This window comes from Brenneria izadpanahii, assembly GCF_017569925.1.
GTDB classification, from domain to species: domain Bacteria; phylum Pseudomonadota; class Gammaproteobacteria; order Enterobacterales; family Enterobacteriaceae; genus Brenneria; species Brenneria izadpanahii.
This window is the reverse complement of the sequence record NZ_CP050854.1, coordinates 65307-88395: the sequence shown is the minus strand read 5'-3', so window position 1 is coordinate 88395 and position 23089 is coordinate 65307. Positions and strand designations below refer to the sequence as shown.

Here is a 23089-nt window from a genome sequence, read left to right as displayed (position 1 = left end):
TAACGGCCTCGTTTGTCTCTTGTCCCTATTCCCCTCCTCCGCCAGTCAGACCTTATATATCAACACCTTTCTTGTGCCTTCTTCGAAATAAACCGCGCTTTTTTACCGCGGGCTCGCCTGCCGTCTTTCGGGCCGTTACTGCGTAAGGTTGAAAAACACCCTGCGTTTTTTTAACTGCATCACAAAATAAAAGCGCAAAATTTTTTCGTATTGCGCAAAAAAATCATTGGTGATTATATCGACAGCACATTTCAGCATCGGTTTGTATTACTTCTCTACACGGTGGGTTACTAATGCTTAATAACGCAGATCTACAGACTCAGCTTAATTCTCTCTTAACCGGGATGACCGGATTAAAAAATCAGGGACGTTTCCAAGAGCCCAACCTTGATGGCACCCCAGGGGATTATATTTCATTTGATAGTTGGGAATGGCCGCAGGGCGTCGGTATTTACGGATTGGTAAGGCTGTGGGAATTCACGAAGCGCGACGATCTTTATCAACTGATTGAGGGCTGGTTCGAAAAACAATTTAAAGCCGGATTGCCGAAACTGAACGTTAATACCACGGCGCCGATGCTGCCGCTTTCCCTTTTCTGGGCGCACACCCAAAACCCGCGCTATCAGGAAATTCTCGATAACTGGGCCAATCGCGTCATTAATGAATTGCCAAGAACGCCGGAAATGGGATTCCAGCATATTGTTTCCGATGGCGTTAATGACATGGAGCTATGGGATGACACATTATTTATGGTCGTCCTGTTCCTGGCGCATTACGGTACGGTATCCGGCCGTAAAGAATTAGTCGCGGAGGCCGTGCGGCAATTTTTACTCCATGCTCGTTATCTGAACGATCCGGAAACAGGGCTGTGGTTCCATGGCTGGAGCTTCAAAGAGAAAAGCAATTTTGCACGCGCCCGTTGGGCCAGGGGAAATTCCTGGATCACGGTGGGCATCCTTGAGTTTATCGAACTTGCGGAGCTGGATCCCGGAGTACAGCAATACCTGCTGGGCTGTTTGCAAACCCAGGTCGATACGCTGCTCAAACTACAGGCATCCAGCGGCGCATGGCATACCCTGCTGGATCATCCCGACTCCTACCAGGAGATCTCCGCCACCGCCGGTTTCGGTTACGGACTGCTGAAGGGCGCGCGCTTGGGCATCGGCGGCGAATCCTGGCGTCAAGCCGGATTACGCGCGCTACAGGCGGTATGCGGCAACATCGATCAAGACGGTACGGTACGGAACGTTTCTTACGGCACCCGCATGGGGAAAACGTTGCAATTTTATAAAGATATTCCTATTCAGCCCACCGGTTACGGCCAGGCGTTAGCCATATTGTGTCTGACGGAAGGCATTCGTGAACATCATGACGGGAGGTAGACAATAGCGACAACGATAAACAGCGCGATGCCAAACCGATAAAACCCGTTGGCATTGACTTATCCTACAGTTAAACACTCTGTAACCCAGGGATATATCATTATGATTAATAAACCAGAAACTTATTTCAGCGAGCATCGATTGGCCGATGGCGACGCCGTGCGTTACTGGCAGTTATCCAAAATAACGGAACAACGCTATGACGTTGCCGATCGCCCGATGCAGGGGGATATGGATCCCTTTTTCTTCCTGAGTAAACACAAGAATTTTATCCCGCATACTTACCCTTGCCGCTCTGACTTCTCGGAAAAATTCGCCGAGCAGCGTCCGACGCCTTTAAGCGAGTGCCGTCCGGAACGATGGTGGCTGCCGTTTGGCTCAGACCGCGTCGACCTATCAGGATTCTGGTTCCGGCCGACGCGCGTCGGCGCATGGGCGAGAACCTTTATTCAGGCCGATCAACATGGCGAAGCGCTATTCCGGCTAACCACCTGCGGCGGCGCGATACTCTTCGCCAACGGCAAAGAAGCGGCCTGGAACGCCCGCTATCAGCGCAACCTTGAGAACAGTATCGATGTCGCCGTGCCATTAAATAAAGGGCTGAATGAAGTCGTCATCTATTTCGACGATCTTGCCGAACGCGATATTCGTTTCTTTTTCCAACTGGATTATCTGTCCGGCGCCGGCGCCTCCGTCGCGCTGCCCGTCCCTATCGCGCCGGAACGGGTGGAAAAAATAGAAAACATGCTTGAAGGCATGGCGTTTAGCCGCTCCGCTTACTTTTCCGGTGATATCGCCATTGAGTTCGCCGAGGCGGCGATAGAAGATTTACAGGTTAAGTGTAAGGTCATCGGCGATTTCATTTCTCTTGATGAGCCGGTCGTGCTGGAAACGGCGATCAAAAAAGGCGAACGCCGCCTTACGCTGGCGAAAACCGGGCAAATTCCGGCGGACTTCAGAAACTTCATTATTACCCTGCAATCCGGCGAATTCAGCGCAAGCCGTAATATTGGCGTGGAAATATGGCATGCGGATCAACAACAAGCGGTGCCCGCCACGCTGGCTGAACGCATCGAAGAGGCGCTGACGACGGTCGCGGAATCCGGCGAAATGAGCAGCGTAAAAGCGCTGGCGCGCCTGGCATGCGGACTTTCAGGCCGGGAAACGGACGCAATGCTGAAAGCGGTGCTGCCTTCCGTCGTTGATTGTCACGACTGCGCCGACTTTACGCTGGTTCCCCTGCTGTGGTGCCGCATCAAGTATGCTGAGGAGATCGACCCCGCGACCCGCCAGAGCATTGATGACGCCATTTTGAATTTCCGCTACTGGATGGATGAACCGGGCAATGACGTTCAGTGGTACTTCTCGGAAAACCATGCCCTGCTTTTCCATACCGCCGCTTATATCGCCGGCAGCTTCTTCCCGCATGCGACATTCGTCAGGTCTGGCCGCAGCGGCGCGGAACAAGCGCGGGCCGGAGAGCAGCGCATCAGCGCATGGCTCGATCATTTTGAACAATATGAAATGGCCGAATGGAACTCCGCCCCCTATTTCCCCATCGATCTGAAAGGGCTGACCGCACTGGCCGCGCTGGCGGATAACCCGGTTATCGTAAAACGCGCCCGTCACGCCATTGAACGATTAATCGAACAGATCGCCCGTTCATCTCATCAGGGGATTCTTACCGCCTCGCAAGGCCGCTCCTACGAACATACGTTACGCGCCGGACGCTCGCTGGAGCTTTCCGCCATCGCCCGGCTGCTGTGGGGGAAAGGCGGTTATGGCTGCCGCTTCCATGTTCTGCCCCAGTTGGCGTTATTGCTGCGGGATCGGCGCATCAGCGTTGCTCCGGCATTACAGGAAATCGCGGTCTATCAGGGCGATCGCGCGCTGGAATGGCGCTTTGCCCAGGGCGCGAACCGCATCGCCAAACTGTATCACTACAAAACCCGCCATATCGCCATGGGCTCCATCGCCAACTATCGCTGGGGAGAATGGGGATATCAGGAGTCGCCGCTGCATCTGCGACTGGGCGATAGCCCAGAGGCGCAAATCTGGATCAACCATCCGGGGGAAACCATACAGGCGGGATTCGGCCGTCCCTCCTACTGGGGCGGGTGCGGAACATTGCCCCGCGTTCAACAGTACCGTGGTCTTGCCGTGCTGGATTTCAATATCCATGACGGCCAGCCGGATTTTTCCCACGCCTGGCTGCCGCTGGAAAACTTTGATCAGGTTGAAATAGCGGATAACCGAATTGCGGTACGCGGCGGAAATGGAATGGCTTTGCTGCTCGGTAATAAAGCGTTCGAGTTGGTGACGCAAGGGCCAACGAAAAATTGCGAAGTCCGGCTAACGGGCCGTCAACACCGCTGGGTCATTCGCCTGTGCGACGATAGCGCAATAACGCAGCTTAGCGATTTCACCCGTAATTTCCATTCGTTATCCGTCAGTGAAAAAGATAACGGCGATTTATTAATAAACGATCCGCTTTATGGTCAGGTTATTTTCTTTGCCGACGGACGCGTTCAGGCCGAAAACCGAATTATCGATCCGCAAACCTGGACGATTCAGGGTGAAAGCGAAGAATTAAAATAAACTTAACTGTAAAGATTAATTACTCATAATTCATTTTTACTGCTTATACCCAATAAATTTCGCGTTACAGGAAGGCGGCAAGGGAGTGAATTCCGATGAGCTTACTCAGGTAGGCGATGCGGGTGACAAATCTGCTCCAGGCGGGTTTCAACGCGGCTTACAGCGGCATGGGCCGAGTCATTAAACGCAGCCGACGCGCCTGTAACTTGAAAGATGAAGGTATATCTCACCAGAGATTGCAGCCAGGAGATTATTATGAAAATAATCAATAATAATTAACGCCCGTTTATTTAATGACTGTGCATAAAAACGCACAAAATTAAAAAGTAATTTACTTAAGACGAACTTCTCGAAATAAGAACTTTTATTTCGGGGGATGTTCTTCGCCCTGCGCATCGCAAAAGCGAACGTTTAATGCTTTTTCATACTCCGCTTGTACCCAAGCAATAAGGAGAATTTTATGGAAACAAAAAATAATATAGAAATAAACGGTCCGGCACCTAAGGGAAATTATCGTTGGTTTATCTGTTCGATGCTGGTATTCGCCACGACGGTCAATTACATGGACAGACAGGTTCTCGGTTTATTGGCTCCGTTGCTGCAAAAAGAGATCGGCTGGTCACAGATAGAATATAGCTGGCTGGTTAATGCATTTACCATCGCCTATGGCATCGGCACGCTGGTCTGCGGCCGGATTATCGACAAGATCGGCACCAAAATCAGCTATGCCGCGGCCATGATTATCTGGAGCGGCGCCGCCATGTTACACGCCGCCGTTGGTTCGGTGGCGGGTTTCGCCGTTATGCGCGTACTGCTGGGGCTGGGGGAGTCGGCGAACTTCCCCGCCGCGATGAAAGCCATTTCCGCCTGGCATCCCAAGCAGGAACGCACGCTGGCGACCGGCATTCTGGGCGTTGCGGTTAACGTCGCGGTAGTCATTTCTCCGGCCATTATTCCCTGGGTGGCGATTCATTACGGCTGGCAGGGGGCTTTCCTGATCCTCGGCGGCATCGGTTTCATCTGGCTTATCCCCTGGTTTTTATATTTCGGCAAACCTGAGGACAAGGCCAACGCGCAGGAGCAGGCCTGGATCCGTCAGGATAAGGAAGAGGTGGTCGCCGCCAGTTCGATTAAGTGGTCAAAGCTGCTGGGATATCGACAGCTCTGGGCGTTCGCGCTGGGAAAAATGCTGACCGACCCGATCTGGTGGTTCTTCCTGTTCTGGCTGCCTAAATGGCTGAACGAAACGCGCGATATCAATATGGCCGGTCTGGGGCTGCCGCTCATTGCGATTTATCTGTTCGCGATAGTCGGGAGTCTGGGGGCGGGATGGCTTCCCGGCATGTTGATGAGAAAAGGGGTCAGCGCCGCCAACGCGCGCAAAATAACCATGTTGATTTGCGCCTGCGCCGTTATCCCGATCATCGCCGCGACACAGGTGGAGAGCCTATGGGCCGCCGTCGCCATCGTCGGGCTTGCCGCCGCGGCGCATCAGGGATGGTCCGCCAATTTGCTGACCAGCGTGTCCGATCTGTTTCCGAACGCGGCGGTCGGTTCGGTTGTCGGTATCGGCAGCACCTTCGGCATGGTCGGCAGCGTGGTGTTCTCAACGATTATCGGCGCGGTGCTGGAACAGTCCGGCAACTACTGGGGATTATTCGCGATTGGTTCGGTGGCGTATCTGCTGGCCTGGTGTGTAATGTATCTGCTGCTGGTGCCGAAAATGGATCGCGCCAAATTCGACTAGCGCCATATCGAACCGGCGACAAAGTTCGAAATATTGCCATTAGTGACCCCCACCCGCCCCCTTGCCAGGGGGAGGAGATGACTAATCAAAACTCCCCTGCGCAGGGGAGGGTCTGGGCGGGGATTAACGGGCGCGAGCGCAACCCGAACCAGAAGATCGTCCGGCCCGGCGATCGGCTCCGCGAGATCGCGATCGATCAAGGATTCGGGATCTTCCGCGGGTAATGCTTTGAATAGACCGGCTGATTTCATCACAATCTCAAATACAACCAAAACGTTGGAGTTTATTTTAGTATACTTTTTATGGGTAAACACAACCGATCGGTAGAAAAGAGAAAACGATGGCCTGGGATACGGAAGGAACGAAACGCAAAATTCTTGCAGCAGCCGTGATCGAGTTCGCCAAACAGGGGCCGGACGGCACCACCGTCGAACGGATCGCCAAATCCGCCGGGGTGAACAAAGAGCGCGTCTACAACTACTTTGGCGACAAACGATCGCTATTCTCAGCCGTCCTGCGCAGCGAGCTGGCAAAGATGGCGAAAGCGATGCCTGTCGCCTCCTTTGCCGCCGAAGACATCGGCGAATATGCCGGCCGAGCCTATGACTATCACCTTGAGCACCCTGAACTAAGCCGCCTCATGCGTTGGGAAGGCTTGACGTTCGAGGACAAAGTGCCGGATGAAGAGCAACGGCGGGAATACTACGGCTACAAAATCCAGGCCGTTGCCGTCGGACAAAAAGAAGGGAAACTGACCAACACGCTGGCCGCCGATCATCTGGCGTTTCTGATTCTGTCTCTTGCCGCCTGGTGGTCAGCGGTTCCGCAGATGGCGCGCATGTTCGCGGGCCCGGAAAGCCCGGATGAGCATGCCAGACGCCGAGCCTCTGTTGTGGAGGCGGCCCGCCGTCTGGCGAACGCGCCTTGACGCCGCCCGATCGGCGCGGCGGGAAGGCGGACTAGCCGAACACTTTTTGGCCAATGCCTGATAGAGAAAATAAACCGGCGGGCGGGAGCTCAGCGCTATCAAATCCCGGCGTCAACGTTAGGCAATAAAAAATAATTCGTATTTTCAATAAGATAATATTCAGATCTAGCGTCTTGCCATTACCGACCGGCGTTCAATCAGCGAGCAGGCCAGCTCGACCCGGCGGGGGATCTGTACGGTTCCGGCGATCATATCCTGCAATAGCTCCAGCGCGATCACGCCGATCTCCTGAACCGGTAAATGCACCGTCGTCAGTTCCGGCTGAGTAAACTCCGCCTGCGGCAGATCGTCCATCCCGATAACGGAAATATCCTCAGGAACCTTAACCCCCAGCTTATTCAACGCGCCGATCGCGCCAATCGCCAGGCTATCATTGGCGCATAAAATCGCGCTGAACGAGGTTTTATGACGCCGCATATAATCCATCACCGCCTGCTCGGCCAGCTCCGGCAACCAATCGGACACGGTAATCACCCTGGCGGCATCGCACGGCAAATGATGGTACGACATAGCGTCACGCCATCCTTCTAAGCGCTGCTCGATGGTTCTGCGCCCTGGGTGCGTAAGAAAGACGATATTGCGATGCCCCTGCTGCACCAGATAATCGGCGGCAAGCCGCATGGCTGAGCGGTTACAAGGCAGTACGCTGGACAAGCGCATCAGCGGATCGTCGCTATTCACCAGCACCGCCGGTTTATTCAGGCTGACAACGGTATTCAGGATCTCCAGATCGTCCACCGTTAACGCCAACAGGCCGCCAATCGAAGGGTCCGCCATTAACGCCGCCAGTTGAGACGCCCCCGCTTCCGATAAAGGATGGGTAACAATCTCGATATCGAGCATTTTCGCGCGCTCTTTCAGCCCTTGCAGCACATACCAGCTAAACTGATAGCGGTGATAATCAAGCATCGCCACCTGGGAAGCCGCCAGAACGATTTTGCTGCCGCTGATTTCCTGCGCCGGCGTGTAGCGCACCGCGCGCGCCATCTCCTGAATCTTGCTTCTCAGTTCCGGGCTGACCCCTTTATCGCCGGACAGCGCGCGCGAAACCGTGCTCAGCGAAGTGCCGCATCTTGTCGCGATATCTTCAAGGCGCACGCGGCGGTAGGGCGCATCGCTTTTGGAATTGTTATCGGTTGCAGCTGAAGCGGGTCTCTTTTTCATAATCATCGGATAAATAAAGATTAAGCACGGAACGACGTTCTTCGAATGCTAACCTGACTCCCTTGCTCAGGAAAGGGAATGTTCATTTATTGTCATATAATGCGAAGACAGACAGACGCAAATGAAAAAAACCGCCTTGCCCGAAAACAGGCAAAGCGGTATCGGAATGCCGCTGCGGCATTCGGCGATTATTCAACCGCGATAGGTTTTTCCGTCAGCGTGGTTTGATTCTCTCCCTGAATCGCTTTCACCCGTTGTTCCGTTTTCTGCACCGAATCGGCGCTGCTCAGCAGACTATAGGTCAGTTCAAACGCCGTGCTCTGCCCAGGCTGTAGCTGTTTTACCCGGCCTTGCTCGCGCTCGATGGTCACCGGATAGGCGTAGCTGGTGCCCGGTTCAATACCGGTAACGTATCCCTGTTTTTCAGTATCGGTATTTTTCCACAGCGTCAACACCGGCAGTTGGCGAGTATCAAACTCGATCGATACCCCTTTATCGCCCGCGCGATTGAACAACGCGGCCAGCGTTTTGCCCTGCGCATCGGCATATGGCGTCAGGTTAAAGACCATTTCATCAAAGTCTTTTGTCGGCCCCTGGTAAGTCTGCCACTCTTTCAGGCCCGCTTTAGCGTAATCGTTAAACGGAGAGATCTCTTTCACCGGCGCGACAAAGCGCGCGCCCTGTTCCAGAATCGGCGTGCTGAAGTTGCTGTGATAAATGATCTGATAATCGCGTACATAATCGGATTTATTGGTCAACACGTCATGAACGGTGAACGATTCGCTGCCGGGGATGTAGCGCAGCTCCGTCCAGGTTTCCAGGTTCGATTTTTTGAAGCTGTTCTCTTTCAGCAGACCGCGCACGGTAATCTGATAGGGGGCTTTTTCGCTGACGTCGACCACCACCTTCGACGCGGGCGTATTGCCGGCGCGACCGTGCAGGGTATAAATCATGCCGTTATCCACCACCGGGTGGCCGGTCCATTCGTAGCCGCAGCGCACCATCATTTCATTGAAACCTTCCAGCCAGCCCACTCCTCCGCGGCTTTCCAGGTTGATGGTATTCGGGTTTACGACCTCATCGACCGGCGAATGCCAGCCCAAACGGATATCTTTACCGGTGACGTGCAGCAGATCCATGCCGCGGCTCGGACTCAGTACGATTTTTAATCCGTTTTGACTGGTGATAGTAATGATTTTGCTGCCTTCCTGACGCCCGCCGTGCAGTACGCTTTGTTCAATGCTGAAGTGCTGATCCTTAATCTTCATCGCATCGCTGCTAATTTGCCAATTCCCTTTCTCCACGCTGCTTTCAGCGTCCGTCAGCACAAACGTCTGCGCGGATGATTGCCAGGAAATCAAGGCTAATGAAACACCGATAGCCAGTAATTTTTTCATTTCATTCTTCCTTTTTGCTGAATTGATTTAGCTAATGCGTATTCAAGGCTACAAATCAGCAACGCTTTAGAATGTGATACAAATCACCAGTCCCGGAAATAGACTTTTTCCACTAAATATTTTCCACACAGATCACAATAACGTTAAAAATATTAATGTTTTTTGCAAAATAATGGCTTGCAGATCGGTTATTGCTGACATCGATTCAGCACGATTGCGGTCAATTTCAGCATGAGGATATAACGATAACGCGGCCAATCATGCCGGATAGGGTATACTGCTTCTTTAGCAGGTTGTTCCGCAAAATTATATTAATGCAGGACAATACCTTGCTGGTTTGATTTCTCGCCACATTGCGTCATGGTAACGCAAGCGCTATGGTGGCCGTCTATTTATGTATGACCAGTAATCGACAAACTATGAACTTCTCTCTTTTCGGCAACAAATTCACCCGTCATGCAGGCATCACGCAGCTAATGGATGACATGAACGAGGGGCTCCGCACACCGGGAGCAATCATGTTGGGAGGCGGTAATCCGGCGCACATTCCCGCGATGGATACCTATTTTCAACAACTCTGTCAGGAAATGCTGGAACAGGGAAAATTAACTGAAGCCTTATGCAATTACGATGGCCCTCTGGGAAAAAACGCGCTGCTTAACGCGCTGGCCGATCTGCTGCGCGATGAATTAGGCTGGCAAATTGGACCACAGAATATTGCACTGACAAATGGCAGTCAGAGCGCGTTTTTCTACTTATTCAACCTGTTTGCCGGGCGCTACGCCAATGGCAGCAAGCGTAAGGTGTTGTTTCCTCTGGCGCCGGAATATATAGGCTACGAAGATTCGGGGCTGGATGAAAACATGTTTGTGTCCGTTCGGCCGCAGATTGAACTGCTGCCCGAAGGACAATTCAAATACCATGTCGACTTTGATCACCTGTCGATCACCGATGATATCGGACTGATTTGCGCGTCCCGGCCGACCAACCCGACCGGCAACGTACTGACCGACGAAGAATTGATGCGGCTGGACATTCTGGCGCAACAGCACAATGTGCCGTTGCTGATTGATAATGCTTACGGCGTTCCCTTCCCCGGTATTATCTTTAGCGAAGCCACGCCGTTGTGGAACCCCAATATCATTCTGTGCATGAGCCTGTCCAAGCTGGGGCTCCCCGGCTCGCGCTGCGGCATTGTTATTGCCGATGAAAAGGTCATTTCCGCGGTCGGCAACATGAACGGCATCATCAGCCTGTCGCCGGGCGCGGTGGGGCCGGCGATAGCGCATGAGATGATCCGGCGCGGCGATCTGCTGCGGCTGTCCAATGACGTGATCCGCCCCTTCTACCAGCAGCGGGTCACAGATACCATCGCGCTGATCCGCCGCTACCTGTCGGAGGAACAGTGCCTTATCCACAAGCCGGAGGGAGCGATTTTCCTGTGGTTATGGTTTAAGGATCTCCCCATCACCACCGAAGTGCTGTATCAGCGGCTGAAAAAACGCGGAGTGTTGATGGTGCCGGGCCACTATTTCTTCCCCGGTCTGGAACAGGAGTGGCCGCACGCGCATCAGTGCCTACGCATGAACTACGTGCCGGATCCGCAAAGCCTTGAGCGCGGCATCGATATTCTGGCGCAAGAAGTCACCAAGGCGTTACAGGAAAGCGGGCTGTAGCGCCCGCCGCGCCGTTCGCGCGCAGGTCAAAAATCCGCGCTGGACATCGGCTGCCGGCGGTCAACTGGTAACGGGGGATCGCGCCAGAAATCGGCAGGCTTCCGCCGTCAGGCAGCGGGTGAGCCAGTTAATGCTGGGGGATTGCGCCTGCCAATGGTGCCAATACAGTTCGATATCGCTGTAAAACCCCGGCGAGATATCCACCAGCGCCCCCGTCGCCAGATTGTCGGCATACTGCAACTCCGAAATCATGCCGTAGCCGATACCGCGCCGTACGGCGATATAAAACGCCTCGGTCGAGGGCACGCAGTGGTAACGGCACGCTTCCTGATTAACGGAAAACACCCGATTTAGAAAATCCGACTGTAGTTTGTCTTTATTACCGAAAATGAGCAGCGGCGCCTGCTGCAACGCGTCGCGGGTAACGCCGTTTGCAAACCAGCGTTGATGGAAATCGGGGCTGCACAGAAGACGATAACGGATCGAGCCGAGCGGCACCACGCTGCAGCCGCGCATCGGCTTTGCAATGGAAGAGATGGCCGCAACCACGTTGCCTTCCGCCAGCGCTCTCAGCGTATAGTCCTGATCGTCTACGACGATATCCAGTAAAATATTTTTCTTGAGCACAACGGGCTGAACCGCGGGCAAAAACCAGGTGTCCAGCGAATCCTGATTAATGGCGATGCGCATTTTGACCTTGGTATTCTCCGTGCCAAAAAGCTCGGATTCAAATTCATCGTAAAGGAATTTCTGCCTGCGCAGATATTGAATCAGCTTCGCCCCTTCCTCCGTGGAGACGCAAGGCTTGCCGCGAATCACCAACGGCGCGCCGATCGCGCTTTCCAACGCTTTAATACGCTGCGATATCGCCGAGGTAGTCAGGTTGAGCCTCTTCGCCGCGAGTTCAAAGCCGCCGGTTTCAATCACCGCCATTAAAGCTTCCGTTTTACGAACGTCTATCTTCACAAGCGCCCTTTAGCTTAAGAAAAATTAAACATACCGTAATGTTTCTTAACAGACTTGTTCGTGTAACACAAGTTCATTAATCTCTTTCAAATTTCGGCCTTTAGGATAACCAGTAAATAAATAAATCTTTGAATAATAAATATTTTATAGATTAGCAATCGCGTCAAAAAAACAAGTTCAGTTAATGACTCAACATCATATGGAGATTAGGTGAAAGCATGAACATAAATGAACTTAAGGGTAAAACGGTGGCGTTTGCCGCTTCCGGCGGTCTGGATAGCTGTACGATCACGCATTGGCTCGCCAGTCAGGGGGTAAACGTCGTGTGCCTAACGGCGGATTTGGGACAACCGGACGAGGATGATTTCGGCCAAATCGGAGAAAGGATGCTGGCGTCCGGCGCGAAGGAGTTCATCGCCGTCGACCTCAGGCGGCCAATGGCGGAAATAGGTCTGGAAGTTATCCAAACCGGCGCGAAATACGAAGGAAATTACTGGAATCTCACCGGCGCCGGACGGCAGGTGATCATTAAAGGGCTGTTGCCGCAGCTCAAGGAACGCAACATTACCATCTTCAGTCACGGCGCCACAGGCCGCGGCAACGATCAGGTGCGATTCCAGGTCATCGCCTCCATGCTTGACCCAACCATGCAGTTCTACGCCGCCTGGCGTGACGCCGCTTTCCTCCAGACCTTCAAAGGACGGCGGGAAATGATCGACTACTGTCAACGTCATGAAATCCCTATCAAAGCCACGGCGGACAAACCCTACTCCACCGACGCCAATCTGCTCGGTTTGACCCACGAGGGCGGCGCGTTGGAGAGTCTTGAGAGCCGTATGGAATTCGTGGAGCCGGGATTAGGCAATTGGCCGTACGACGCCGTCTCGCAGCCGGAGGAACTGAGTCTGACCTTCCTGGAGGGCAGGCCGGTAAAATTGAACGGTCAAGCCCTGTCTCTGGTGAATCTTTTCGAAATACTCAACACCATCGGCGGCATGCACGGCGTCGGCATCGCCGAAAATCTGGTGGAGAACCGCTTCGTCGGCGTGAAATCGCGCGGCGTGTACGAAGCCCCGGCGATGACGATTCTCGCCTACGCCTATCAGCAACTGTTACAGCAGGTTCTTGATAAGCGCGCGCTAACCTTTTACCGCAACACCGCCGACTATCTCGGCACGCAACTCTATCAGGGCTACTGGATCGATCTGGGCTCCCGCATGGCACGCACGGCAATGCGGCAAGTCACGGCGCTGATCAGCGGCGAAGTCACCTTCACCCTCTATAAAGGCAATTTGTCTTACGTTTCTACCCGCGATGTCAAACATAGCCTGTACAGCAAAGACGGCTCAATGGAAGACGAAGGCAGCTTCGACCACCGGGATTCAGAGGGGTTACTGAATATTTTGACGTTGAATACCCGGATCAGCGCACTGGCCGGACAGATTAAGGAATAGAAGATCAACATGGACAAAAAGAAAAGCTGCGACGTACTTTTTATCGGTGATTGCTCTTTCTGGTCAGAGGCCGCCTGCGAATTTATTTCTTCGCTTTTTAGCCGGGTTACCCATGTATTTTGGGAAAGCGGTATGGAAAAAAGACCGGAGGTGTCTACCTGGCGGGGCGACTGGATTATCTCTTTCAAATCCGATCTGATACTGCCGGAACACGTCCTGAGCCATGCCGGCAAAGGCGCCATCAATTTCCACCCCTCCTCGCCCAAGTACCGCGGGCTCGGCGGGTATCATTATGCGATTGACAATCATGACGCCTGCTTTGGCGCAACCTGTCATTACATGGATAAATACATCGATCACGGGCAGATCATCCAAACCGCGGAATTTCGTCTCTCCCCGACGGAAACCCCTGAGATGCTGCGCTACCGCACCGCCGTGCATTCCCTGACGTTACTCTATGATATTTGTATAAAAATCTATCATGACGAACCGCTTCCCCGCGCGCCGATAGGCTGGGGCGATCGGCTATTTACCGATAAAAAACTCAAGAGTTACCTCTCGCGGTCCCGCAAGCCGGCGGAGCACGTCAAAACAGGAGAAAAATGATGAGCGAGAAACTTTGGGGCGGCTGTTTTAGTAAAGATATTACTGGCGAAGTGCTGCAATACACCTATACCACGGTGATTGACGAACGGCTGCTGCCTTTCGACATCCTCGGCAGCATGGCGCATGTTTCAATGCTGAAGGAATGCCGGATCGTCACCGCGGAAACCGCAGGCAAAATCCTTGGCGCGCTGTTGGGTTTATATGAACAGCACCAGCGCGGCGAGTTGAAATTAAATCCAGAATATGAAGACGTTCATTTAAATATCGAGCAGTTGGTCATACAAAAAATAGGGCTGGAATACGGCGGTCAGATGCACAGCGCCCGTTCGCGCAACGACCAGGTTGTTCTGGATACCCGTATGTATTTGCGTTCGGAACTGTTGCAGTTGCAGAAAACACTGTGCGCGTTTGTCTCCTCGCTGCTCGATCTGTCGGAAAAAAACGCCGACCAATCCGCGCTGGGATATACCCATCTCCAGCCGGCGCAGCCTATCAGCCTGGGGTTCTGGTATAGCTGCTATGCCAGCATGTTTTTACGCGATCTGGAGCGGCTAAACCAGGCGCTGAACGTCACGAACTTAAACCCGCTCGGCGCCTGCGCGTTATCCGGCACGTCATTTCCGATCGATCGCCATATGACGACGGCAATGCTCGGCTTCAACCGCCCTCTTCTGCATAGCCTTGATGCCACCAGCAGCCGTGATTTCATTCTTCAGTCAGCCTCGGCATTCGCCCTGCTGATGGGCAACTACTCCCGTCTGGCGGAAGAGATCGTCATCTGGAGCAGCAACGAATTCCGTTTACTTAGCGTGGATGATTCATTCGCGACCGGCAGTTCCATCATGCCACAGAAAAAAAACCCGGTGGTCGCCGAGCTGGTGAAAGGCAAAGTCGGCCGCGTATACGGCACCTTGATGCAACTACTGACCATGGTTAAAGGGGTCACGCTCGGCTACAACTGCGATCTTCAGGAAGATAAACCCATGATGTGGGGAGCTATCGATGCGATTAAAGAAACCACCAGCATCCTTCACCACCACGTTGAAAACTGTGTTTATCACTCGGACAGAGCGGAAGAATTGTGCTGGCAAAACTTTTCGACCGTCACCGAACTGGCGAACTTTCTCGTCAGTCAAAAAGGCTTCCCTTTCCGCGAGGCCCATCGGATTACCGGTATGCTGACCAAAGCGCTGATAAACGCCCGCACCGATCTGCGTAACACGGAAATGGTCCGCCGTTTCTTTGAAACGCAGGGCATTCTGGTTGATGAACAAGAAATGCTTGAATACGTCTCCCCCTCGCATGTCATCAGGCGGCAGCGCAGCGACGGTTCAACCGGGCCTGACAACGTGCGCCAAATGGTCGACCAGTTTCGCTCCGAACTTATCGCCCATGAACAGGCGCTGGAGAAAACGGAGAAACGAATCAAACAAGCCGAACAGGATACGTTGAACCATGCTCGAAAATATGCCGACATCTAAAAAAATCTTATCCGGCGGTCGCCGCTGCAATATCCACCTTCCCTCTACATTCGGCGCCATCGGCGTCGACGAGGTGGCGGCGGCCGAACTGTATAACATCGACAACACGCAACCCCTGCTTCCCGATATCGCGCAGAGTTGCGAAGCCGCGGCGCGCAGAATCTGCAACACCCCGGATGAGGCCATCCGGGATAACTCGATTCTGCAAAGCTACCGGGAGATGATTCACCAGCGGGGAAGGAGTAATAAAAAATTCCCCCCCAGCGCGGAGGCGTTGATCGGTATCGTCAAACGGAAAGGACGGTTTCACCATATCAATACGCTGGTCGACATCTACAACCTCGCCGCGCTGGAGCACTACCTGTCTTTCGGCGTACATGATATGGATATGATCAAAGGCGATATCTGTTTTCGCTTCTCCCCTGGGGGAGAGGCGTTTATCCCGATAGGCGGCGGAAACAAGGCGACGGCGAAAGCGGATTACGTCTACGCCGACGCCGAGAAGGTGCTGGCCTGGCTTGATTCAAGAGACAGCGATCTGGCGAAAGTGTCGCCCGCCACGAAAAACGTTCTCATCGTTGTTCAGGGAAACGCGGCGACATCCGCCGCATACCGTATTCATGCGCTTAACGCTCTGTGCCGGCGCATTGTCAGAAACTGCGGCGGTGAGTTCACCGTCTATACGATATCGGCCAAGGAAGGTTAAGTGATAGACCTATTGCATACCGCCAGAGCCTTTATGCTCGGACTCAGTTTGATTGTTGCGATCGGCGCGCAAAATATCTACATCATTAAAACGGGCCTGCAAAATAAAAACGTTTTTCTTGCCGCGACTATCGCGGCAAGCTGTGACTGCGCGCTCATTATCCTGGGAACCTTCTCCATGTCGGCGCTGATGACGGTGGTGCCCGGTTTGGTGGTCATCGCAAAATGGATTGGCGTATTGTTTTTGCTTTATTACGGGCTGCTCTCTCTGATGAATGCTTTCTCCAAGCACCCCAAAGGTTGGGAAGCCGTCTTATCCGATGTCAGCCAGTCAGAGAAAGCCCGCTATCTGAAACAGCGCAGCGTCGCGATCCCGGCGCTGGCGTTTTCGCTGCTAAACCCGCACGTTTATCTCGACACGTTTTTTATTCTCGGCAACATCGGCTCCCGCCAGTCTGAGGAAACCAGACTCAGTTTTATTATCGGCGCCAGCGCCGCCTCATATATCTGGTTTTACGCCACAGGGTACGCGGCCTACCGCGTTTCGCGCTTTTTCGCTAATCCGCTCATGGTTCGCGGGCTGGACTTCGTTGTGGCCGTCGCCATGTTCGTGATTGCGTACGGGCTGAGCCGCCTCAACGCCATGCCTTAAACGTCCGGCGCGCCGGGCGCCCGCAAATGCCGATCGCGCCAGGATCGGCATTCATCCCAAAGCGGCCCGATTTCCATACGATAATGCCGCAACGCGCCCGGCCCCGTGACGGAAATTACGCCCCCCGCCCCACGACGCCGGCGGTTTCCATCACCGCATGCAGCAACACGTTCGCGCCGGCCGTCACCTGTTCGGGCGAGGAATACTCGATTTCGTTATGGCTGATGCCGTCTTTACACGGGATAAAAATCATCCCGGTCGGCGCCAGATCCGCCACATAAACGGCGTCGTGTCCGGCGCCGGAAACGATATCCATGTTCGAATAACCCAGCGCATTGGCCGCCCGGCGCACCGCATCCTTACAGTCCGCATGGAACGGCGCGGCGGGATATTGGGAAACCTGCGTCAACTGAATATCCAGCCCGGTTTCCGCGCCCAGTTCGGCGAGATAGGTTTTCAGCGCCGCATCCATCTCATCCACCAGCGCATCGGTAAGATTACGGAAATCGATAGAAAACTTCACGCTGCCCGACACCACGTTGCGGCTGTTGGGGTGCACCTGCACCATGCCTACCGTACCGCGGCCGTGCGGCGCAAAGCGGTCGGCGATCGCAATCACCTCCTGCATGATGCGGGTGGAAACCTGCAGCGCATCTTTACGCAGCGCCATCGGCGTCGGCCCGGCGTGAGACTCCATGCCGGTGACGACGCAGTCATACCAGCGAATGCCCAATACGGCCTGCACCACGCCGATTTCGATGTTCTTATCTTCCAGAATCGGCCCTTGCTCGATATGCGCTTCAAAATAGGCGCCAATCGGATGATCGCCCGGCGTTTTCGGCCCGGCATAGCCGATTTTCTCCAGCTCATCCTTCACCGTTTTACCGTCCACGTCCTGCGCGGCATAGGCGAGTTCTATCGGGAAGATGCCGGCAAACACCCCGGAGCCCATCATCACCGGCACAAAGCGCGACCCTTCTTCATTGGTCCAGAACACCATTTCCACCGGCGCTTCGGTTTCGATGTGGTTGTCGTTCAGCGTGCGGATCACTTCCAACGCCGACAGTACGCCGAAGTTACCGTCGAACTTGCCGCCGGTCGGCTGGGTATCGATGTGGCTGCCCGCCACGATCGGCGGCAGGTCATTATTACGGCCGGGGCGGCACATAAATACGTTGCCGATTTTGTCGATCTCAACCGATAACCCGGCGGCCTTCCCCCAACTAACCACCAGATCGCGTCCCTGACGATCCAGGTCAGTCAGCGTCAGCCGGCATACGCCGCCTTTCGGCGTAGCGCCAATCACCGCCAAATCCATCAGCGATTGCCATAGACGATCGCCGTCAATCCGCAGATCGGTAATATCAATTTTATTTTTCGTTGTGGATAACGCTTCGCTATTCATAACAGATTTCCTCATGGGTGGAGTGAAGTTACCTTCTTGCTCGCAACGATGTTTGGTTCAACGCTGCACCGCCGTGGGCGCCCGCAGGCGCTCGCGCAGGGCATTGGCGCTAAAATCCGCGGTAAAGGCGGGGCGTTTGATATAACGGCCCGCGCCTTCCTGCGCGCGCAGATCGCCGTCGGCCCACACCAGCGTCCCCTGGCTGACCGTATATCGCGGTATTCCGCGCACCGTGCGGCCTTCAAAGACGTTGAAATCGTTTCTGGAATGATGGGTTTTGGCCGACAGGGTTTTGCTGCCGTTGGGATCCCAGACCACCAGATCGGCGTCGGCTCCTACCGCAACCCGCCCTTTGCGCGGGTAGATATTGAACAGACGGGCGGTATTGGCGGAGGTAATCGCCACGAATTCGCTGGGCGTAAGACGTCCGGTATTGACGCCGGCGTCCCAAATCACCGCCAGACGCTCCTCCACGCCGCCGCAACCGTTGGGAATTTTGGTGAAGTCGCCGTCGCCGGCGGCTTTCTGACTGGCGCAAAAGGTACAGTGATCGGTGGCGGTGGTGTGCAACTGGCCGGACTGCAACCCGCGCCACAACGCCTCCTGATGCGCTTTAGGACGGAACGGCGGGCTCATGACGTGCGCGGCGGCCTTGGCGAAATCCGCATCGCGGTACACGCTGTCGTCCACCACCAGATGACCGGCCAGCACTTCGCCGTAAACCCGCTGGCCGCGCGATCGGGCGCGAGCGATGGCCTCGGCCGACTCCTGACAGGAAACGTGCACCACATAAATCGGCACGCCCAGCACGTTGGCGATGGAGATGGCGCGGCTGGCCGCTTCCCCTTCCACTTCCGGCGGACGCGACAGCGGATGCCCCTCCGGCCCGGTAATGCCGCGCTTCATCATCTCCTGCTGCAACAGAAAGACCATTTCGCCGTTTTCGGCGTGAACGGTCGGCATCGCGCCCAGCTCCAAAGCGCGGCGGAAACTGTTCATCAGCGTTTCGTCGTCGCACATAATAGCGTTCTTATAGGCCATAAAGTGCTTGAAGCTGTTAACGCCCTCTTCGTTCACCAGCGTGCCCATATCCAGGTGTACGCTGTCATCCCACCAGGTGATGGCGACATGGAAGCTGTAGTCGGACGCCGCTTTCTCCGCCCAGCCGCGCCATTCGCGGTAGGCTTCCATCAGCGGCTGCCGCGGATTGGGGATGACGAAATCGATGATGGTGGTGGTGCCGCCCGCCAGCCCCGCCGCCGTCCCGCTGTAAAAATCGTCCACCGTGACCGTTCCCATAAAAGGGAAATTCATATGGGTATGCGGATCGATGCCGCCCGGCATCACATACATGCCGCCAGCGTCGATCTCTTCCGTTCCCGCCGGCGCGCTTCGGGCGGCATCCTCGCCCACCGCCACGATAACGCCGTCTGCACAGAGTACGTCGGCGCGAAATTCCCGATCGGCATTGACGACCGTACCGCCTTTGATTAACAGGTTATGGCTCATCATTTTCCCCTCGTTATTGCTGGTTCTGGCTGCGAATAAAATTAGGCGCTTTGCCGTTAATGACCCGTTCCAATCACCCCCTCCCTACCTCCCCCTTGCCAGGGGGAGGCGTTAACTCGCTCCCTACCCTGCGAAGGGGAGGATCGGGGTGGGGCGGGCTTGCTCAGACCGTACCCGCCGTAGTCGCCATCGGGTTATTCGGATGCGTCGTCCAGTTGGCGTACTCGCCGCTCACGGTTTTCCCGGTGCGCAAATCCACCTCGCCCGGTTGCAGGCTGCGCATAGAGATACAGTCTTCCACCGGGCAAATGGATACGCACAGGTTGCAGCCCACGCACTCCTCTTCCTTCACTTCATAATGGCGTTCGCCGTCTTTCATGCTGGTGATCGCCTGATGCGAGGTATCCTCACAGGCCAGATGGCAGCGCCCGCATTTGATGCACTTCTCCTGATCGATGACCGCTTTATCGATGTGATTCAGATTCAGGTAGCGCCAGTCGCTGACGGAACCGATAGCGCGGCCGCGGAAATCCTCCAGCGTGCGGTAACCCCGCTCGTCCATAAAGTTGGTCAAGCCGCTTATCATGTCGCTCACAATCTGAAAACCGTGCACCATCACGGCGGTGCACACCTGCACCGTGCCGCAACCCAGGGAGATAAACTCGGCGGCGTCGCGCCAGGTGGACACGCCGCCGATGCCGGAGATGGGTAACCCGCGCGTTTGCTCATCGCGGGCGATTTCCGCCACCATGTTCAGGGCGATCGGTTTCACCGCCGGGCCGCAGTAACCGCCGTGCGATCCTTTGCCGCCGGTATTGGGCGTCATGACCATCTGGTCCAGATCCACGCCTATCACCGAGTTAATGGTGTTAATCAACGAGACGGCGTCGGCGCCGCCCTGCAACGCCGCACGCGCCGGGTAGCGGATATCCGTGATATTCGGCGTCAGTTTGACGATCACCGGCAGGCTGCAATACTGCTTGCACCAGCGGGTGACCATTTCGATATATTCCGGCACCTGCCCCACCGCGGCGCCCATGCCGCGTTCGCTCATGCCGTGCGGACAGCCGAAGTTCAGCTCGATGCCGTCCGCGCCGGTCTGTTCCACCAGCGGCAGAATGCTTTTCCAGGCATCTTCTTCGCAGGGCACCATAATCGAGACAATCATCGCCCGGTCAGGCCAGTTGCGCTTCACGCGGGCAATCTCTTCCAGATTGGTTTCCAGCGAACGGTCGGTAATCAACTCGATATTGTTCAAACCGATAATGCGGCGGTCGCTGGTGCGCAGCGTGCCGTAACGCGGCCCGTTGACGTTGACCACGTGCGGATCCTGGCCCAGCGTTTTCCACACCACGCCGCCCCAGCCCGCCTCAAATGCCCGCACCACGTTGTATTCCTTATCCGTAGGCGGGGCGGAAGCCAGCCAAAACGGGTTCGGGCTTTTGATACCTAAAAAGTTACTGCTGATATCAGCCATGTGAGTACTCCCGATCGGTGGTTGAAGGTTTATGGTTAACCGGATGGCCGGCAAAAGGGCGCAGCGCCGCGTCTATCGACGCCGCCGCCGCTTTGCCTTGCCGCACCGCATCCACCGTTAAGTCCAGGCCATCGGCGCAGCAATCGCCCCCGGCCCAGACGCCGGGCAGCGAAGTGCGGCCTTCCTCATCGGTAGCGATACGGCCGTCTTTCAGGGTAACGGCGCTCTCCGTCGGGCCGGCGTCATAGGCCTGCCCAATGGCCTTAAGCACCATATCGGCCGCTAAGGTGAAGGTTTCCCCGGTTGCGGCCAGCGCCCCCGACTGCCATTGCATCACCATAAACGACACGCCGGTGACGCGATTATTCTCACCATGCATAGCCTGGGGAGCCGCCCAGTGGCGAATGGCGACGCCGTTGGCCTTCGCCCACTCCCGTTCATGCGGCGAGGCCTTCATATCCGCCTCACCACGGCGATACACCATGGTGACTTCACGCGCGCCCAGTTTTTTAGCCTGAACCGCGGCGTCAACGGCCGTCATGCCGCCGCCGATCACCACCACGTTGCGGCCGATCGCCACCTCGCCGGGATGGGACGCCTGACGTAATTCGGCGATAAAATCAACCGCCTCACGCACGCCCCGCAGCGATTCTTCTTCAATGCCCAGCGCATTGACGCCGCCCAGCCCCATCGCGAGGAAAACGGCGTCATAGTCCGCGCGCAGCATATCCAGACTGATATCCCGTCCCAGACGCTGGTTAAGGCGTAGCTCGATGCCGCCAATCGACAGCAGCCAGGCGATTTCCCGCTGGGCGAAATCGTCGGTTGTTTTGTAAGCCGCCAGACCGTATTCATTCAGGCCGCCCGGCTTCTCTCTGGCGTCAAACACCACCACATGATGTCCGCACTGCGCCAGACGATGCGCCGCCGTTAACCCCGCCGGACCGGCTCCCACCACCGCCACTTTTTTGCCGGTTGACGTCGCGCGGGTAAACAGCGGTTGTCCAGGGTTGGAGAGATAAGCGTCGGTGGCATAACGTTGCAGCCGGCCGATTTTTACCGGTTTGCCGTCCTGCTGATGACGTACGCAGGACTGTTCGCACAGGGTTTCGGTAGGACATACTCTGGCGCACATGCCGCCCAATACGTTTTCACTCAGAATGGCTTGCGCCGCGCCGCGCACGTTTTGCTGGGCGATACGATGGATAAAGCTCGGCACATTAATATCCGCCGGGCATGAACGGGTGCAGGGCGCGTCGTAACAGTAGTAGCAACGTTCCGCCTCGATCACCGCCTGAATATTGGTGAGCGGCGCCACGCTGTCGCTAAAGTTATCGGCGTATTCCGCCGCGCTCAAACGCCCGGACTTAATACCCGGCGCATCAACGCCGATCGGTGATGAAGTTTTCATTCGGCACACTCCTCTGGCTGGTTAACTTCCGGGTCACGAAAACCGCTCAACCGCCCGCCCGTATCGCCTTGCTTTCGATGGCTCATAGTGGTTCTCCCGCTAACGTCGAATGAAGGAAAAGTCCGGCGGCGCCACACCTTTCAAACAATCTTGACCAAATGGTTAAGTTTTCCGAACTAACCATGCGATTTATGTGCCATTTTCATAAAAATAAAAAAATCAAGTAAAAAACAATCAATTAACAACATATACCCCTGAGCCATAAGAACAAATTTTGACCAGTTACGGTGCAAACCCGGCCATACATCGCGCAAGCTGCTCTATTTTTGTGCTGTTTGGGGGAGTCGTCTTCGCCAAAAGGAATGTAAACGCTGGCTTGTACTGAGGGATGTGCTGGTGGAGCGGCAAGCGGATAAAAATAGCGACAATAAAAACGGTTTATTAAGAGCGGAAATAGAAATATGAAGGCAA

18 protein-coding genes are annotated in these 23089 nt (G+C 55.1%); 11 read left to right on the top strand and 7 right to left on the bottom strand.

Going from position 1 to position 23089, the window contains the following annotated elements:
• Positions 1 to 293 precede the first annotated feature (293 nt).
• The 5 genes from bglB (at position 294) to HC231_RS00345 (ending at position 6655) form a co-directional block, all read left to right on the top strand.
• Positions 294 to 1382, top strand: a complete 1089-nt coding sequence (gene bglB / locus HC231_RS00365) for a beta-galactosidase BglB (protein ID WP_208229225.1) — start codon at positions 294 to 296, stop codon at positions 1380 to 1382.
• A gap of 102 nt (positions 1383 to 1484) precedes the next feature.
• Positions 1485 to 3980: a hypothetical protein gene (locus HC231_RS00360; RefSeq protein WP_208229224.1), complete on the top strand. Its 2496-nt coding sequence runs from the start codon at positions 1485 to 1487 to the stop codon at positions 3978 to 3980.
• A gap of 460 nt (positions 3981 to 4440) precedes the next feature.
• Complete coding sequence (locus tag HC231_RS00355) at positions 4441 to 5727, top strand: MFS transporter (protein WP_208229223.1); 1287 nt, start codon at positions 4441 to 4443, stop codon at positions 5725 to 5727.
• A gap of 77 nt (positions 5728 to 5804) precedes the next feature.
• The gene (locus HC231_RS00350) at positions 5805 to 5951 is read left to right on the top strand and encodes a hypothetical protein (protein ID WP_208229222.1); all 147 of its coding nucleotides are present in this window, start codon (positions 5805 to 5807) and stop codon (positions 5949 to 5951) included.
• A gap of 116 nt (positions 5952 to 6067) precedes the next feature.
• Positions 6068 to 6655: a TetR/AcrR family transcriptional regulator gene (locus HC231_RS00345; protein ID WP_208229221.1), complete on the top strand. Its 588-nt coding sequence runs from the start codon at positions 6068 to 6070 to the stop codon at positions 6653 to 6655.
• Between the two features lie 165 nt (positions 6656 to 6820).
• Here the strand turns inward: HC231_RS00345 and HC231_RS00340 are convergent, their stop codons facing one another.
• Together HC231_RS00340 and HC231_RS00335 are read right to left on the bottom strand one after the other, a co-directional pair.
• A complete protein-coding gene (locus HC231_RS00340) occupies positions 6821 to 7879 on the bottom strand; it encodes a LacI family DNA-binding transcriptional regulator (RefSeq protein ID WP_246494642.1) in 1059 nt (352 codons plus the stop codon).
• A gap of 188 nt (positions 7880 to 8067) precedes the next feature.
• Entirely contained in the window at positions 8068 to 9276 is a 1209-nt protein-coding gene (locus HC231_RS00335; RefSeq protein ID WP_208229219.1) for an aldose 1-epimerase family protein, read from the bottom strand.
• 419 nt (positions 9277 to 9695) lie between these two features.
• Between HC231_RS00335 and HC231_RS00330 the strand changes: the two genes are divergently transcribed.
• A complete protein-coding gene (locus tag HC231_RS00330; RefSeq protein ID WP_208229218.1) occupies positions 9696 to 10952 on the top strand; it encodes a valine--pyruvate transaminase in 1257 nt (418 codons plus the stop codon).
• Positions 10953 to 11012: 60 nt separating this feature from the next.
• Here HC231_RS00330 and HC231_RS00325 read toward each other — a convergent pair whose 3' ends face one another.
• Positions 11013 to 11885 (bottom strand): LysR family transcriptional regulator ArgP, encoded by an 873-nt coding sequence (locus HC231_RS00325; RefSeq protein ID WP_208229217.1) that lies wholly within the window; start codon positions 11883 to 11885, stop codon positions 11013 to 11015.
• A gap of 251 nt (positions 11886 to 12136) precedes the next feature.
• On the opposite strand from HC231_RS00325, the gene argG reads away from it, so the two are divergent.
• The 5 genes from argG to HC231_RS00300 are packed head-to-tail and all read left to right on the top strand — an operon-like array spanning position 12137 to position 16816.
• On the top strand, positions 12137 to 13372 hold the full coding sequence (gene argG / locus HC231_RS00320; RefSeq protein WP_208229216.1) for an argininosuccinate synthase: 1236 nt from the start codon (positions 12137 to 12139) through the stop codon (positions 13370 to 13372).
• A gap of 9 nt (positions 13373 to 13381) precedes the next feature.
• On the top strand, positions 13382 to 13978 hold the full coding sequence (locus HC231_RS00315; protein ID WP_208229215.1) for a formyltransferase family protein: 597 nt from the start codon (positions 13382 to 13384) through the stop codon (positions 13976 to 13978).
• Complete coding sequence (gene argH / locus HC231_RS00310; RefSeq protein WP_208229214.1) at positions 13975 to 15459, top strand: argininosuccinate lyase; 1485 nt, start codon at positions 13975 to 13977, stop codon at positions 15457 to 15459. The genes HC231_RS00315 and argH overlap by 4 nt, the downstream gene beginning before the upstream one ends.
• Positions 15446 to 16165, top strand: a complete 720-nt coding sequence (locus tag HC231_RS00305; RefSeq protein WP_208229213.1) for a B3/B4 domain-containing protein — start codon at positions 15446 to 15448, stop codon at positions 16163 to 16165. The genes argH and HC231_RS00305 overlap by 14 nt, the downstream gene beginning before the upstream one ends.
• On the top strand, positions 16166 to 16816 hold the full coding sequence (locus HC231_RS00300) for a LysE/ArgO family amino acid transporter (RefSeq protein WP_208229212.1): 651 nt from the start codon (positions 16166 to 16168) through the stop codon (positions 16814 to 16816).
• Positions 16817 to 16931: 115 nt separating this feature from the next.
• On the opposite strand, the gene HC231_RS00295 is transcribed toward HC231_RS00300, so the two are convergent.
• The 4 genes from HC231_RS00295 to HC231_RS00280 all read right to left on the bottom strand — a co-directional run bounded on the left by HC231_RS00295 (position 16932) and on the right by HC231_RS00280 (position 22618).
• On the bottom strand, positions 16932 to 18221 hold the full coding sequence (locus HC231_RS00295) for a Zn-dependent hydrolase (RefSeq protein WP_208229211.1): 1290 nt from the start codon (positions 18219 to 18221) through the stop codon (positions 16932 to 16934).
• Positions 18222 to 18278: 57 nt separating this feature from the next.
• Positions 18279 to 19733 carry a dihydropyrimidinase gene (hydA, locus tag HC231_RS00290; protein WP_246494639.1) on the bottom strand — a complete coding sequence of 485 codons (1455 nt, stop codon included), beginning with the start codon at positions 19731 to 19733 and terminating at the stop codon, positions 18279 to 18281.
• Positions 19734 to 19893: 160 nt separating this feature from the next.
• Positions 19894 to 21207, bottom strand: coding sequence for an NAD-dependent dihydropyrimidine dehydrogenase subunit PreA (gene preA / locus HC231_RS00285; protein WP_208229210.1), 1314 nt, complete (start codon positions 21205 to 21207; stop codon positions 19894 to 19896).
• A complete protein-coding gene (locus HC231_RS00280; RefSeq protein ID WP_208229209.1) occupies positions 21200 to 22618 on the bottom strand; it encodes an NAD(P)-dependent oxidoreductase in 1419 nt (472 codons plus the stop codon). The genes preA and HC231_RS00280 overlap by 8 nt, the downstream gene beginning before the upstream one ends.
• Positions 22619 to 23089: the final 471 nt, after the last annotated feature.